Source organism: Sporosarcina sp. FSL K6-5500, assembly GCF_038005665.1.
Lineage (GTDB): Bacteria > Bacillota > Bacilli > Bacillales_A > Planococcaceae > Sporosarcina > Sporosarcina psychrophila.
This window is the reverse complement of record NZ_JBBOTP010000001.1, coordinates 467,142-481,425: the sequence shown is the minus strand read 5'-3', so window position 1 is coordinate 481,425 and position 14,284 is coordinate 467,142. Positions and strand designations below refer to the sequence as shown.

The window sequence follows — 14,284 nt, the reverse complement described above, 5'->3', positions numbered from 1 at the left end:
TTAATGAATGGCCATGTTAAGATGAAAATAACATATTTGTTAAGTTATCAAAAACGTTATTTTTGAATATACTAAAAGGAGAAATCAAATCATGAAATTTAACGAGGAAGGTCTGTTACCTCCAAAAGACTATGAATTAACGTTAAACGAACTGAGGGTATCCATTCTTGTCAAGGGATCACAAAATGAGAATCCGTGGGATATGAAATGGCGATTGTTTTTGGTCAACCAGTTGGAAATCCTGGCTGAACAGCTTTGGGTGGTGGGAATTAATCAAATTTATATTGACGGGTCATTTGTAGAGGATAAAGCCCATCCCAATGACATTGATGGTTATTTTGAATGTGAGTTAATGGACTTGGCATCGGGGGAATTGGAACGTAAATTAAACGCCTTAGATCCTTATAAAGTTTGGACTTGGGATAGTAGTAGTCGAAAACCTTATCGTGGTTTTACTAAAAAGCAATTGCCGATGTGGCATCGCTATCGTGTAGAGTTATATCCTCATTTCGGTCAGCCATCCGGCATTCGGGATGAACATGGAAATCAACAGCAGTTTCCAGCTGCATTTAGAAAAACAAGGGACTCTTATCTACCAAAAGGTATTGTGAAAATTATTCAATAATGGAGGTGTAAGAACTATGATTAAAACAGAAACAGCCTATAAAAAATCGCTTGAAAAACTTCAAGAGGATAAGTTATTCATTCGAGACCAAAAAAAAGTGTTAGAAGACATGGGGTTAACGGGAGAACAAGTGGAAAAAGCATTGCAACCGTCCATTACCTTCCATGAACAATTGGAGGAGGAAGTCGTTTATTATGAACGAATTCGGAGAGGTGAATTTGAACCCATCATCAATCTTCACAATTTGGGCAAATCATTAATTGCTTATCGGATTTACGTGGGTCTAAGCCAGCAAGAACTTGCTGATCGCTTAGGTGTATCTGCTTCCCAAGTATCGAGAGATGAACGAAACGAATATTATGGGGCTACGTTAGAACGAGTCCAAGAAGTAATGGAAGCCATGCGAATGGTGGCTAAAACGGAGATTCAGTCTGAGGATTTGTTATTGGCGTGAGATTTCCCAGCGCACAGGCACTCACACAATTCGAATCGTTTCAGAGCAGTTATACATCACATTAAAAAGCATAGGGAAAGGAACGGAATTTGTCCGCTTCCCAGATGCAAATCATAACTTATCGCGCACGGGTACACCAAACTTGCGCATTGCAAGGTTGGACGAGATAACAGGCTGGTTCGAGAAATATCTATAATTGATTTGGAGGAATATGATTGAGTTATACAAATGAGGGCGTAACGATACGTCCAATCCAAGAACAAGATTTACAACGAATGTGGGAACTCAGTTTCAAAGATGAAAACCCAGAATGGAAAAAGTGGGATGCACCCTATTATGAACATCAGACAATGACGTACGAAGCGTTTCTGGAAAGACGCGATAAAATCGTTGCACAGGACGATTATTGGGGCATTGAAGTGGATGGCGAATTGATCGGCATGGTTAGTTATTACTGGGAACATAAGCCGTCCCTTTGGCTGGAGATGGGGATTGTCATTTATGAACCACAGTATTGGAGCGGCGGCTACGGAACGAAAGCATTCACGATGTGGATTGATCATTTATTCAATGAAATGCCGTTGGTTCGTGTCGGCTATACGACGTGGTCAGGTAATGAGCGTATGATTAAGGTCGGCGAAAAACTGGGTATGACGATGGAAGCACGGTTGCGGAAAGTACGTTATTGGAACGGGACTTACTATGATTCGATTCGGATGGGTATTCTCCGCGAAGAATGGGAATCCCGACTTTCATGAGGTGGTCGAAGTTGAAACAGATGGCGGAGGGTTTGCTGTGTGAGTCACTGAAAGGGCGGGTACATTATCAGGCAATCATTCATCGAAAAAGTCATGACCAGACAAGCAGTTTTCGTGTGACATTAGATGGAAAAGAGATTGGCTGGGCATCGGATATTCCATACGCGATGGAACTGAATCGACGCAGTGACGATTTACGGGACGAGCGACAATTAAATCCGTTTCCTTGGCACCTCCATTGGCGGGAATTAGAACAATCTGAAGACTATAAAGCCTATCATCGTGCATATGAGGATACTGAAAAGGAAATGATTGCAGACGAAGTTTTCCCAGCATGGGATGTGAAAGAACTATTATTCGATTACGTTCATATGCCGTTTGAAGAAGCGATTGTTCATGAGCATCCGTTTGTCAGAGCGATTAGCTTATTCGATAGGCGGTTTGGAAAGAGAAGACTCGCAGAAATCGATTCTGAAAAGGAAAGCGGATTGGTCAAGGCATTTTACGAAATTCGTATAGAAGCAGATTCAAAAGAATAACTAGATAAGTTGAAATAAAGAAATCCATTGAACCGCTGAGGCTACCTTTGTTAAGGCGCCTTCGCTTAATCTATACACCGGATTCAGTACTTCAATTTATACAGGTGGCCATTCCGGAAACTCGGAATGGCTGTTTGTATGTCAGGATTTAGCTTGGGATTTGGGTGTAATGTGAGGGACTTATGATCGGTTACCGAGTTATATGATTGGTTGGGGAAGGATATGATCGTTAACCGAGTTATATGATTGGTCGGGGAAGGGGATGATCGTTTATCGAGTTATATGATTGGTCGAGGAAGGATATGATCGTTAACCGAGCGATATGATCGGTCCCAAAGTCATACAATCATTCAACAAAACAATGAGTGCTTACTCACTTTACAAACGCAAATCCCTCGCATACAATAAAAGTGAGTACTCACTCACTATCGCGGAAGGGGTGTTAAGGATGGAACAACCAAAGACGTGTGTATCGATTCGCCACGTATCCAAAAGCTATAAGAAACACCATGTGCTAGAGGATATTAATTTGGATATTCTCGAAGGGGAAATTTTTGGTCTGCTCGGTCCATCTGGCGCAGGGAAAACGACGCTAGTTAAACAATTAACAGGCTTGGATACGCCAACTTCAGGGGAAAGCTATTTATTTCAAACGAAAATGCCTTCATTAAAATTAATTACCAGCATTGGTTATATGGCGCAATCGGATGCGCTGTATGAAGATCTTTCAGCAAAAGAAAACTTGCAATTTTTCTCGTCCTTATATGGCCTAAAAGGTGAAAAACAAACGCGTAGAATAACAGAAGTGATGGAACTTGTTCAGCTTTCAGGCGACCTGAAAAAGCTAGTTTCCAACTTCTCCGGTGGCATGAAACGCCGGCTTTCATTAGCAATCGCATTACTTCATGAACCAAAAATCTTAATCCTCGATGAGCCGACTGTCGGCATTGATCCCGTTCTACGAAAAAGCATTTGGGAAGCCTTTTACAAATTAAAACAAAATGGAACGACAATCATTGTGACGACGCACGTAATGGATGAGGCTGACAAATGCGATCGACTTGGATTGATTCGTGGTGGCAGTCTAATTGCAGTTGGCACGCCTGATGAATTGAAAGAAATGACGAATTCAACAACAATTGAGGAAGCTTTCCTTTTTTACGGAGGTGCAAAAAAATGAGGGTTTTCGCATTGACACAACGAATTTTACGGCAAATTGTACGTGACAAACGGACAATGGGATTGCTCATTGTTGCGCCTATCCTTGTATTAACGATGCTGCATCTCGTGTTTAACGGAGGAGACTATACACCGAAAATAGGCTTCGTTGATGTCCCAGATGCAGTTATGGAACAGATGGATTTAGACGGGGCAGATGTCACCACATACAGCGATGAAAAAAGTGCAAAAGCTGATTTAGCTGAGCAAATGATTGATGGCTACTTAACACTTAAAAACAACGAACCCACCGTCGTTCTTGAGGGAAGCGACCCGAGTGTTGCTGGTGCCGCGATGAAATGGCTTCAACAAGCAATGCCAACTGAGCAGGAAAACGCTAATAATCCCCAGTTGGAAATCGACTACTTACACGGTTCTAGCGACATGGGGACGTTTGATTATTTCGGACCCGTTCTTCTCGGATTTTTCGTCTTCTTCTTTGTCTTTTTGATTGCAGGTGTATCGTTTTCACGAGAACGGACAACGGGCACGCTTGAACGGTTACTTGCGAGTCCATTACGAAAATGGGAAATCGTAATGGGGTATGTATTTGGCTTCGGAATTTTCACGATGATTCAATCGACTATTATTGCTGCTTACGAAATTTATGTACTCGGAATGATGATGGAAGGCGCATTCGGCTATGTTTTACTGATTACCTTGCTACTCGCTTTAACAGCGCTCACGCTTGGTATTTTACTATCTTCATTCGCCAAAAATGAACTCCAAATGATACAGTTCATCCCAATCATCGTTATCCCACAAATCTTCTTCTCTGGATTATTTAATTTGGATACCATCTCGAAGTGGCTGAGCTGGGTTGGCCCATTCACGCCTTTGTATTACGCGGCGGATGCATTACGCGATATAATGGTCAGAGGATATGGATGGGGCGCTATTTACATGGATATTTTAGCGTTAGCAGGATTCTCTTTACTGTTTATCATAGTAAACATCCTGGCCCTACGAAAATACCGTAAAATTTAACGGAAATGATTGACGAAAAGGGAGTTCAGCATGACAAAAGAGGATCAAATGATCGAGGAAATGTTCAATCAAAAAGGTGATTTAACAGAGCGGCAAAAGAAAATAGTAGCCGCAGCGATTGAATCTTTCGCTGAAAAAGGCTATTCCGCCACGTCTACAAAGGAAATTGCCCAAAAAGCGGGAGTAGCCGAAGGAACAATTTTCAGACATTATAAAACGAAAAAAGAGTTACTGATGTCCATTGTCACACCGATGATGATCAAATTGATGGCGCCGATTATTATAAAGGATATCAATAAAGTACTGAATCATGACCATGAAACATTTGAAGACTTTGTAAGAGCGATGATTGATAATCGTAGAAAGTTCTTGAAAAGTAATCTTAAAATCATCAAAATCTTCATTCAGGAAATCCCTTTTCATCCAGAATTAAAAGAACAATTCATTGAGCATGTCGGCAGCAAAGTCTTTACGCGGCTTAGGCAAATTATTGAACATTACCAGGATAAAGGGCAAATTATCAAACTGCCCATCGATACCGTTCTTCGCTTAACAGGTTCGACAATCATCGGCTACTTTGTAACTCGATATGCTATATTACCTAATGCCGATTGGGATGACGAAGTGGAGGTCGACTTGACTATTCAGTTCTTGATGAAAGGATTGGCGCCGGAGGAGTGACAAGGGGAATTTATTATTTAACTATTATTAATTATGTGAATTATTTCCAACTCTGTACTTGGGCATGGCTAGACTTAAGTAGAGGTAAACAAATAAGGAATTCATTAGGTCATTTAGCCGAGGATAATAAATTGGGGAAATGATATACTCAATGGGAAATAGTGGATATGAAAGTACCCTCGAAACATATCTATTAACAACTGGAGCGTGAGAAAATGGCCCTATACAATGTCATGGAAGAAATCGTTCGCGATGTATTGATGCAATATAAAGACAAAATGCAACTAACTTGTCAATGTGAGCGATGCTTTAACGATATAATGGCAATCGCGCTTAATGAATTGCCTCCGCGCTATATTGCGAATGAGGAATATGGACCATACGTCAGAGCGGCACATGTAGCGGATCGTCAAGGTGCTACGAATATTATACTAATCGTTACAAAAGCGGCCACATTTGTTTCAAATAGTCCACGCTGTCCGGTGATGAATCCTGTTACTTCCAAAACAACTGTATAATACCCAAAAGCCTGTCGTTCCTCTGAGGGGGACGACAGGCTTTTGATCGTTATACAAAAATTTAAAAAGGCTTCATACCGCACAAACACTCAGTACTTCCTCATTTCCCCTTAAAAACAGGCTTGCGCTTCTCCGAAAATGCATTCAATGCTTCAATGCGATCTTCAGTCGGAATCGTAAGTTCATACGCCTTCCGTTCAATCGCAAGTCCTGTCTGTAAGTCCACATTCATGCCGTGTTTAATCGCAAATTTCGCCTGCTGTAAGGCAATTGGGCCGTTCGCAAGGATTGAATCTGCAAAGTCGGCTGTCTCCTGAATAAGATTTTCCGGCGTTGTAATTTTCGTCAGGACACCATAGCTATGTGCTTCGGCCGCTGACATTCTGCGTGCCGTCAAAATAAGTTCAAGCGCTTTCGCTTCGCCAATTAAACGCGGAAGACGCTGCGTTCCACCCGCTCCTGGAATAATAGCAAGCCCCGTTTCCGTTAATCCCATAAGTGCAGTGTCGGCTGCAATCCGGAAATCGCAAGCCAGCGCAAGTTCCATTCCCCCCCCGAATGCAAAGCCGTTCATCATCGCAATCGTTGGTTGTGGCAAGTTCTCAATCGCTGAGAATACTTCGCCAATTTTGTAAAGATTCCGCTTCACTTGCAGGTCCGTAAGTGTTTTTCGTTCCTTTAGATCAGCCCCAACGCTGAATGCACGATCTCCGGCCCCTGTGAAAATAATAACCCGGATATCTGGATTGATGCGAATCGACTCTGTAATTTGCCCCAGTTCAACCAACATATCGTAGTTAAGTGCATTCATTGCTCCCGGACGATTGAGCGTCACAAAAGCGAGATTCCCCTTTTGTTCATAATGGATTGCTTCCATTTTAAAATCCCCCTTGAATAAAACCTATTGATAACTAAAACATACCATTATTCAGGGTGTGTTGCTATTTTAATTGATCCATGTTGAACAAATGGAAACCTATATAAAACTGTGTGAAGGCACCCTCCAGCGCGATATTTGGTTCAATGGGGTTCTTATTTCCACATAATAGGTACTTTTTTGTGATTATAGTGGTAAACAAGTCGTTTTTTGCTATACTACTAGAAATGGAGTGAATTATATGAACGATACAAATACATTCGTTGGCAGACAGCCAATACTGGACGGAAATGGCGATATCTATGGTTATGAACTGCTGTATAGAAATAGTCATAAAAACTTTTTCCCAAACGTGAACCCTGAACAAGCGACTATTGGCTTACTCGTCAATACATTTTTAACAATAGGAATCGAGAAAGTAGCGGGGAACAGTTTGTCATTCATCAATTTTACAGGCGAATTACTTGCGCAAGACATTTTTTCAAGCCTTGACCCTGAACGAGTCGTCATTGAAGTTTTGGAAAACGTTGAGATTACCCCCTCACTCCTAACTAAATTGCGGTTGTTGAAAGAAACAGGTTTCAAGATTGCATTAGATGATTTTATCCTTCAGGAACAATATAGAGCACATAGTGAATTGTTCAAAATTGTCGATTTCATAAAAGTAGATTACTTAAATACGACACCAGCCGAGCGATTAGAAATCGAGAAATTCATCATACAGTATCCCACTATCATAATGCTTGCCGAAAAAGTTGAAACGGAGGAACAATTCAAGGCGGCAAAAGCATCAGGCTACAAATTGTTTCAGGGTTATTTCTTTTCCAAACCGGAAATTGTAACGGGTATCGAAATCCAATCGAATATTAGTCTTCATTTTCAAATTATCGAGCGTCTTCATACAGAACCACCGAATATCGATGAAATCACGGAGCTTATCATGCGCGACATTTCACTGTCCTATAAATTACTGAGGCTGATTAACACCCTTGGGTTCGGGGTGCCAAAAAGGATTAGTTCAATCAAACAAGCCATCGTTCTTATCGGGCTGTGTGAAACGAAAAGATGGGTACAAGTCCTTGCATTGCGCGAAATCGGAGAGAGGTCAGGGAATGGTCGCACACAAGCGCTTGCTGATTTCTCACTGACACGGGCAAAAATGTGCGAACTACTTGCGAAACATGACGGCAAGAAAAATCCCGAAGAATACTTCTTTGCGGGTATGTTTTCACTGATCGACGTCATCATGCAGAGTGATTGGGATACTATCTTGCAACTCATTCCATTATCTGACGAAGTAGCGCATACAGTAAAAGGGGAGCGGACTGAAATCACGCCGTATCTTCAACTTGCTGAAGCCGTTGAGCGCTTTGACTGGCAACGTGTCGAGCAACTGATCACGGAAATGGGAATCACACAAGCTGAATTGAGCAGATGTACGTTAGAAGCACATCGTTGGACACAAAGTTTGTGGCACTAAAAAAGTATCGTCTGTTCCTTTTTAAATAGGGTGGGCGATTTTTGCTTTCACGGAGTCGCCCGATTTGCACCCCTCACACTTTCACATTCCCATTTCACTTCAATTCACGTAGAATAGGGGTAGGAGCTGATTTAACATTGAAAACAGCAATTGTTACGGATAGCACGGCATATTTACCAGCAGCTTTAATGGAGGAATTGGATATTCATATGATTCCACTAACAGTTGCGCTTAACGGCATTATGTATGATGAAGAAATTGATATTCGTTCAACCGATTTTTACGATAAAGTACGCGGGGATGGACCGCTACCAAAGACCTCGCAGCCGCCAATTGGCAAATTCATTGAACTGTTCGAGTCGTTAAAAGACACATATGACGCGGTCATTTCCATCCATCTATCGAGTGGTATTAGCGGCACATATGCAGGTGCTCAACAAGCCGGTAAGATGGTGGAAGGCATTGAAGTAGTCACATTTGACTCCGAAATCTCCTGTTATTTACAAGGGTTTTACGTACTCCGCGCGGCAGAACTTGCAAAAGAAGGAGCGACACCAGACGTAATCATGGCTGAGCTAGATGACATGAAAAAGACGATGCGTGCTTATTTCATGGTGGACGACCTCACACATCTGCAACGAGGCGGCAGACTTTCCGCTGCACAAGCACTGATTGGTGGACTTCTTCAAGTGAAGCCAATCCTCCACTTTCAGGATAAAGTAATCGTCCCATATGAAAAAATACGCACACGTAAAAAAGCTATGAAACGGATTGTGGACATGTTGATGGAGGACGCAGCGAAAATGCCACTCGAGGCGGTAATCATTCATGCCAACCGACCAGAAGATGCCGAAGTATGGCTCGCGGCACTTTCCGCACAGTTACCAGACGTCAAATTCACCATCAGCCACTTTGGCCCCGTCATCGGCACACATCTTGGGGAAGCATCAATGGGACTTGGATGGGTGAAACGAAGAGTTTAAGTGGCCGCTTAAACTAGACAAACGAAGAACACCATAAAAAGAAACGCATTGGAGGTGTTGCAAATGACCATTACATTCGATCCGTCAGTCAGGGACTTCCTGGCTGGCCGTATTTGGCTTCGCTCGCACACCCCTTTTCCAACTGAAACAATCGACGCACACATCGCTTCCAAGTTTATCAAAACCATTCAAGGCATCCAATCAACCAAAGCGTTTGCCAATCAAACACGCCACTTTTGCAACCGATGTGAAAACGACACACAAGCCCGCTTCACAATATTCGACTGCGCAAAATGCGAAGGATCTTGCACCTATTGTAGGCACTGCCTAAAAATGGGGCGTGTGTCAACCTGCACTGAACTCATCGTCTGGAACGCAGAACCACCGACCTATCCGACAAACCACATCATCGCTTGGCAAGGTACACTGACACCGCGCCAACAGCAAGCATCTGAGGAACTAACACGAAGCAATACAAAACGCATCCCGCATCTCATTCACGCCGTCTGCGGTTCTGGAAAAACAGAAATCTTATTCGAACCAATCCACAAACTGCTGATTACAGGCAACCGGGTTTGCATCGCCGCACCCCGCGTCGACGTAATTCTTGAACTCGAACCACGCCTACGCGCAGCATTTCCGCAAACTGCAATCGAAGCGTTATACGGCGGTTCAAAATCAACAACAGAATCCTCACCCCAACTCATTCTCGCAACAACTCATCAGTTATACCGATTCCGTCACACTTTCGATGCCATTTTTGTCGATGAAGCAGATGCTTTCCCCTATACAGCTGAGGAAACATTGAGACGAGCGGTTCGAAAGGCAGCGAAACCTGGAGCACCCGTCCATTTCGTCACGGCCACACCATCGGACAAACTCCTTGCAGACATCAAACGAACAGGACAAGTTTCAACGATCGACCGCCGATATCACGGCCACCCATTACCCGTTCCACGGTGTGAGACATTATGGAATTACACGAAACAGATCCAAAAAGGTAAACTACCCAAAAAGCTCGCCAACTGGACAGCAGAGCGACTAAAGCGGCAAGAACCGTTCCTCATCTTTTTCCATCACATAGGACTCATGGAACAAGCGGAACCGTTATTCCAACAGCTAGACGCACGTATTCACGCGGTCCATGCCTCGCACCCAGACCGAAAACAGCATGTCCAAGCACTGCGTGATAAAGAAGTGCCTGGCCTTCTCACAACAACAATCCTAGAACGTGGAATAACAATCCCGAATGTCCAAGTCGCCGTCGTCGGGGCAGAACAGCTCATATTCAACAAAGGCGCACTCATCCAAATTGGCGGCCGTGTCGGGCGTTCCGCGCAACATCCATCAGGTGATTTCGTCCTCTTTCATCATGGCATCACCTATGCAATGGACGAAGCGAAAAACGAAATCATTCAGTTGAATAAAGGAAGTGTCCGCACATGAACAGTTGCCTGCTCTGTGAAACGCCGATTGCAGAAAAACCGTCCTGGAAAGCACTACTTGCACTCGAACAACAAACAGAAATTTGCCAAGACTGTTCAAAAAAGTTCCAACGTGCCGACATAAAAGAAGAAGAACCATTTCTGGACCGGCTGACGTCGCTCTATAGATATAACGAAGCAATGCGTGAATACCTTCATCAGTTCAAATTTCTCCAAGATGTCGCACTAGCAAGCGTCTTCGCGAATGAACTGCGTACCCTCCTAAAAGGAAACGCTACAATCGTTCCAATCCCGATGCATCCAGAAAAAAAGATTCAGCGGACATTTTCTCATGTCGATGAACTACTAAAAAGCGCAGGCATCCCGTTTACACACCTGCTCGAAAAAACAGGTACTGACGTGATGGGTGAAAAATCGAAAGCTGAGCGTCTTGCGATGGCACCTTTATTTACAGTTAAAGCTGGAGCGACAATACGATTAGGTACTTATATAGTAATAGATGATATTTACACGACCGGCACAACGCTCCATCATGCGGCGACTGTCTTAAAAGAGGCAGGTGCTACGCGTGTCGAAGCGGTGACACTTATCCGTGCCGAACGATGAAACGAATGGAGATGGACCAAATGGCAGAGTTACGAGATTGCCCAAGATGTGGTGAGTTTTTTAACTATACAGGTATACGGGAAGTTTGCGCAAAATGCGCTGGGAACGAAGAAAAAATGTATGAAGAGGTCTATCGTTTTTTGAGACGTCGTGAAAATCGGGCGGCAACAATTGAACGGATTGTGGAAGTGACTGGCGTAACGGAAACCCTTCTTCACCAATGGGTACGTAAAGGCCGACTTCAGCCTGCATTATTTCCAAATCTCGGTTACCCATGTGACAATTGCGGCAAGTTGACAAATGTAGGGAAATTATGTGTTGGTTGTACAGCGGACATTAAAAACGACCTTAAAACATTTGAGGCGGCGCGGGAATTCAGAGAAGCGGTTGACGCAAATGACAAAGCAACCTACCATGCCGATCGTAAACGAAATTAGGAAGAAAACCGGCAGTATTATACTGACCGGTTTTTCCTATATCCAAGGCGTCTCTGCTTTTCGTTCGAAAGGCCCTAAACCTTCACGAATTTATGCCGAAATAAAGAGTAAGATAAAACTTTTAGCATAAGCTACTAAAGAAAGGAGCGAGACCTAGATGAAAATCGAAAAGTTTACACTCCCTGCCATTAACCCGTACAAAGCCAATCAGCTGAAAGCGGAACAAACAGAGCAAAAAGCAAAAATGAAAACAGACAAACTCGAAATTTCATCCGAAGCAAAACAGCTTTCGGAAATGTCGTCATTTACTGTAGCAAGAAATGAACGCGTCCAAGAATTGAAAGCGCAGGTCAAAGCTGGAACATACGAAGTCAATCCTGAACAGCTCGCCTCCAACTTGGCAAAATACTTTAAACGGTAAATACTGACTATATATGTTGAAAATATGAATACCTATATGAACTAAGCGAAGGCGCCTTACAAGGGGTAGCCGAAGCCCTAAGACTGGCGGCGAAGCTGCTTGGCTTAGGGCGGGAGGCATCCCCGAGCGCCGTAGCGGATTCAGTGGGACTCTATATGTAGACCTATATACTTATGAAAGTAGGAAGAAAACATGTCTATAACAACCATTCTGACGTCACTTAACAACCTGGAAAAACTTCATAGAAGCCTGCTCCGGATTGCGTACGACAAGACGGCAGTTATCAAAAACGGGGACATGGAAGGACTCGACCAATTGTTGAAAGACGAGCAATCCCATTTAGCTGCGATCATCCAGATGGACGGTCTCAGACAACGAGATGTGACGCAGTATTTGGCTGATCAAGGACGATCAGCATCACTCAATCCAACCGTCACTGACTTGCTCGACGTCGTCCCGGAACCGGACAACAAAAGCCTTGAGGAGGCGAGGGACCGTCTCCTGCATGCGATTCATGACCTGAAATGGCAAAATGATCTGAACCAAAAGCTAACTTACCAGTCACTTCAGTTCGTGAATCTGTCGCTGGACATCGCCCGACCGCGTCCGGAATCAGCCAACTATACAAAAACAGAAATCAACGGACAAAAAATATTGAAAGAACAACCATCTTTTGATACAAATGCCTGAGGGGGTACATTAATGTCTACATTTATGGGACTTGAAACAAGCAAACGCGGCTTATTCACACAGCAATCCGCTCTTTATACAACAGGACACAACATCAGTAACGCCAACACACTTGGCTACTCACGCCAGCGAGTCAATATGGAAGCTACAGCAGGATTCCCAGGGGTTGGACTAGGTGCCGGCACAATGCCTGGATTCCTTGGGACGGGTGTTCATGCGGGGTCCATTCAACGAATTCGTGACGGCTTCGTTGATCAGCAATTTAGACAGGAATCAACCAAATTGGGCTTCTGGGAATCAAAAACGAAAGCAATTTCTCAAATGGAAGACGTTTTAGCCGAGCCATCTGCATACGGACTCCAAAAATCATTCAGCGAATTCTGGCAATCGCTACAAGACCTTGCCGTTAACCCTAAAGACGGCGGTGCACGCTCTGTCGTCATTCGAAGAGGTGAAGCGGTTGCGGACTCATTCAACTATATGCATAAGTCGTTATCGGACATCCAAACGAATTTAGGGAAAGAAATTGATGTTACAACAGGAGAAGTCAATTCCATCCTTCAGCAAATTACTGAGTTAAATGAACAGATTGCAAAAGTTGAACCGAACGGCTATCTGCCAAATGATTTATATGATGCACGGGATGTGCTAATAGATCAGTTGTCGGCTATTGTACCAATTGAAACAAGTTATAAACCTTCAGGTGGACGAGCGCCAGCGATAGCAGAGGGTTCGGTTACGATTACGTTGAAAATGAAAAATGGTACACCAATAGAACTTGTTAACGGTAGCAAATCTGCGACTTTAGGAACAGATCCGAACCCTTTAATAGAACCAGATGGAAGCATTAAACCAATTATTGGACTGGTAATTAAATCATCTGATGGAACACTACGCGAACCTGAACATGGAGATTTTCTAGATCAAGGTAACTTGAAATCTTTAATGAACTCATACGGGACTGTGGATCTGAATGCGGGCGTTCCAGATCCTGCAACAATTAAAGGTCTATACCCAGACATGATTGCCGAGTTGAACAAAATGGCGAAGGCTTTTGTTGAAGAGTTTAACAAAATACATCAAGAGGGATTTGGATTGCCACCTAACGATGCTACGACTCGTATTGATTTCTTCGATCCGAACGGTCTCGAAGCTGGAAACATGAAAGTGAATGCCGAAATCATTGCCGACCCGTCTAAGCTTGGGGCTTCAGGCAAGCTTGGCGAAGAAGGTAACAGTGAAATTGCAAAGAGACTTGCTGATCTTCAATTTGACACATTGGGAGGCCGTCTTGGCGGTTCAAACATTCAAGACTATTACAAAGGCGTCATTGGTAAACTGGGAGTAGATGGTAGACAAGCCCAAAATAACACAATCAATTCGGCAACACTATTAGGTGCCGTCGAACACCGCCGTGCATCCATCAGCTCCGTCTCACTCGACGAAGAAATGACCGACATGATCAGATTCCAACAAGCATACAACGCATCCGCACGTATGATCACGGTTGTCGACGAAACATTGGATAAAATCATCAATGGCATGGGTGTCGTTGGAAGGTAATT

General features: G+C 43.5%; 17 protein-coding genes and 1 pseudogene. 17 read left to right on the top strand and 1 reads right to left on the bottom strand.

Annotation, left to right across the window (positions count from 1 at the left end; genetic code table 11):
• Window positions 1–91: 91 nt before the first annotated feature.
• From MKX62_RS02260 to MKX62_RS02225, 9 genes and pseudogenes are all read left to right on the top strand, one after another.
• Window positions 92–625 carry a DUF6932 family protein gene (locus tag MKX62_RS02260; protein WP_340740567.1) on the top strand — a complete coding sequence of 178 codons (534 nt, stop codon included), beginning with the start codon at window positions 92–94 and terminating at the stop codon, window positions 623–625.
• Between the two features lie 16 nt (window positions 626–641).
• Complete coding sequence (locus tag MKX62_RS02255; RefSeq protein ID WP_340740566.1) at window positions 642–1,079, top strand: helix-turn-helix domain-containing protein; 438 nt, start codon at window positions 642–644, stop codon at window positions 1,077–1,079.
• Window positions 1,080–1,119: 40 nt separating this feature from the next.
• Window positions 1,120–1,275 (top strand): annotated as a pseudogene (locus MKX62_RS24375) (alpha/beta hydrolase family protein); the annotation flags it as partial.
• Window positions 1,276–1,294: 19 nt separating this feature from the next.
• Window positions 1,295–1,837 (top strand): GNAT family N-acetyltransferase, encoded by a 543-nt coding sequence (locus tag MKX62_RS02250; protein WP_340740565.1) that lies wholly within the window; start codon window positions 1,295–1,297, stop codon window positions 1,835–1,837.
• Between the two features lie 11 nt (window positions 1,838–1,848).
• On the top strand, window positions 1,849–2,376 hold the full coding sequence (locus MKX62_RS02245; protein WP_340740564.1) for an SF0329 family protein: 528 nt from the start codon (window positions 1,849–1,851) through the stop codon (window positions 2,374–2,376).
• 448 nt (window positions 2,377–2,824) lie between these two features.
• The gene (locus MKX62_RS02240) at window positions 2,825–3,556 is read left to right on the top strand and encodes an ABC transporter ATP-binding protein (protein ID WP_340740563.1); all 732 of its coding nucleotides are present in this window, start codon (window positions 2,825–2,827) and stop codon (window positions 3,554–3,556) included.
• On the top strand, window positions 3,553–4,581 hold the full coding sequence (locus tag MKX62_RS02235; protein ID WP_340740562.1) for an ABC transporter permease: 1,029 nt from the start codon (window positions 3,553–3,555) through the stop codon (window positions 4,579–4,581). Before MKX62_RS02240 ends, MKX62_RS02235 begins: the two co-directional genes overlap by 4 nt.
• A gap of 30 nt (window positions 4,582–4,611) precedes the next feature.
• Entirely contained in the window at window positions 4,612–5,262 is a 651-nt protein-coding gene (locus MKX62_RS02230; RefSeq protein ID WP_340740561.1) for a TetR/AcrR family transcriptional regulator, read from the top strand.
• A 215-nt stretch (window positions 5,263–5,477) separates the two neighbouring features.
• Window positions 5,478–5,780 carry a late competence development ComFB family protein gene (locus MKX62_RS02225; protein ID WP_340740560.1) on the top strand — a complete coding sequence of 101 codons (303 nt, stop codon included), beginning with the start codon at window positions 5,478–5,480 and terminating at the stop codon, window positions 5,778–5,780.
• 100 nt (window positions 5,781–5,880) lie between these two features.
• On the opposite strand, the gene MKX62_RS02220 is transcribed toward MKX62_RS02225, so the two are convergent.
• The gene (locus MKX62_RS02220) at window positions 5,881–6,657 is read right to left on the bottom strand and encodes an enoyl-CoA hydratase-related protein (protein ID WP_340740559.1); all 777 of its coding nucleotides are present in this window, start codon (window positions 6,655–6,657) and stop codon (window positions 5,881–5,883) included.
• A 241-nt stretch (window positions 6,658–6,898) separates the two neighbouring features.
• On the opposite strand from MKX62_RS02220, the gene MKX62_RS02215 reads away from it, so the two are divergent.
• From MKX62_RS02215 to flgK, 8 genes are all read left to right on the top strand, one after another.
• Window positions 6,899–8,137: an EAL and HDOD domain-containing protein gene (locus tag MKX62_RS02215; RefSeq protein WP_340740558.1), complete on the top strand. Its 1,239-nt coding sequence runs from the start codon at window positions 6,899–6,901 to the stop codon at window positions 8,135–8,137.
• Window positions 8,138–8,274: 137 nt separating this feature from the next.
• Window positions 8,275–9,120, top strand: a complete 846-nt coding sequence (locus MKX62_RS02210; protein WP_340740557.1) for a DegV family protein — start codon at window positions 8,275–8,277, stop codon at window positions 9,118–9,120.
• A 63-nt stretch (window positions 9,121–9,183) separates the two neighbouring features.
• Window positions 9,184–10,566 (top strand): DEAD/DEAH box helicase, encoded by a 1,383-nt coding sequence (locus MKX62_RS02205; RefSeq protein WP_340740556.1) that lies wholly within the window; start codon window positions 9,184–9,186, stop codon window positions 10,564–10,566.
• A complete protein-coding gene (locus MKX62_RS02200) occupies window positions 10,563–11,171 on the top strand; it encodes a ComF family protein (protein ID WP_340740555.1) in 609 nt (202 codons plus the stop codon). The genes MKX62_RS02205 and MKX62_RS02200 overlap by 4 nt, the downstream gene beginning before the upstream one ends.
• Window positions 11,172–11,191: 20 nt before the next feature.
• Window positions 11,192–11,608 carry a TIGR03826 family flagellar region protein gene (locus MKX62_RS02195; protein ID WP_340740554.1) on the top strand — a complete coding sequence of 139 codons (417 nt, stop codon included), beginning with the start codon at window positions 11,192–11,194 and terminating at the stop codon, window positions 11,606–11,608.
• 157 nt (window positions 11,609–11,765) lie between these two features.
• Window positions 11,766–12,029, top strand: a complete 264-nt coding sequence (gene flgM / locus MKX62_RS02190; RefSeq protein ID WP_340740553.1) for a flagellar biosynthesis anti-sigma factor FlgM — start codon at window positions 11,766–11,768, stop codon at window positions 12,027–12,029.
• A 192-nt stretch (window positions 12,030–12,221) separates the two neighbouring features.
• The gene (locus MKX62_RS02185; protein ID WP_340740552.1) at window positions 12,222–12,719 is read left to right on the top strand and encodes a flagellar protein FlgN; all 498 of its coding nucleotides are present in this window, start codon (window positions 12,222–12,224) and stop codon (window positions 12,717–12,719) included.
• A 12-nt stretch (window positions 12,720–12,731) separates the two neighbouring features.
• Window positions 12,732–14,282 carry a flagellar hook-associated protein FlgK gene (flgK, locus tag MKX62_RS02180; RefSeq protein ID WP_340740551.1) on the top strand — a complete coding sequence of 517 codons (1,551 nt, stop codon included), beginning with the start codon at window positions 12,732–12,734 and terminating at the stop codon, window positions 14,280–14,282.
• Window positions 14,283–14,284 lie beyond the last annotated feature (2 nt).

Coding starts and splice junctions, on each gene's coding strand:
- MKX62_RS02205 (WP_340740556.1), top strand. CDS start 9,184: ATGACCATTACATTCGATCCGTCAGTCAGGGACTTCCTGGCTGGCCGT.
- MKX62_RS02230 (WP_340740561.1), top strand. CDS start 4,612: ATGACAAAAGAGGATCAAATGATCGAGGAAATGTTCAATCAAAAAGGT.
- MKX62_RS02235 (WP_340740562.1), top strand. CDS start 3,553: ATGAGGGTTTTCGCATTGACACAACGAATTTTACGGCAAATTGTACGT.
- flgM (WP_340740553.1), top strand. CDS start 11,766: ATGAAAATCGAAAAGTTTACACTCCCTGCCATTAACCCGTACAAAGCC.
- flgK (WP_340740551.1), top strand. CDS start 12,732: ATGTCTACATTTATGGGACTTGAAACAAGCAAACGCGGCTTATTCACA.
- MKX62_RS02185 (WP_340740552.1), top strand. CDS start 12,222: ATGTCTATAACAACCATTCTGACGTCACTTAACAACCTGGAAAAACTT.
- MKX62_RS02255 (WP_340740566.1), top strand. CDS start 642: ATGATTAAAACAGAAACAGCCTATAAAAAATCGCTTGAAAAACTTCAA.
- MKX62_RS02195 (WP_340740554.1), top strand. CDS start 11,192: ATGGCAGAGTTACGAGATTGCCCAAGATGTGGTGAGTTTTTTAACTAT.
- MKX62_RS02260 (WP_340740567.1), top strand. CDS start 92: ATGAAATTTAACGAGGAAGGTCTGTTACCTCCAAAAGACTATGAATTA.
- MKX62_RS02225 (WP_340740560.1), top strand. CDS start 5,478: ATGGCCCTATACAATGTCATGGAAGAAATCGTTCGCGATGTATTGATG.
- MKX62_RS02240 (WP_340740563.1), top strand. CDS start 2,825: ATGGAACAACCAAAGACGTGTGTATCGATTCGCCACGTATCCAAAAGC.
- MKX62_RS02215 (WP_340740558.1), top strand. CDS start 6,899: ATGAACGATACAAATACATTCGTTGGCAGACAGCCAATACTGGACGGA.
- MKX62_RS02200 (WP_340740555.1), top strand. CDS start 10,563: ATGAACAGTTGCCTGCTCTGTGAAACGCCGATTGCAGAAAAACCGTCC.
- MKX62_RS02220 (WP_340740559.1), bottom strand. CDS start 6,657: ATGGAAGCAATCCATTATGAACAAAAGGGGAATCTCGCTTTTGTGACG.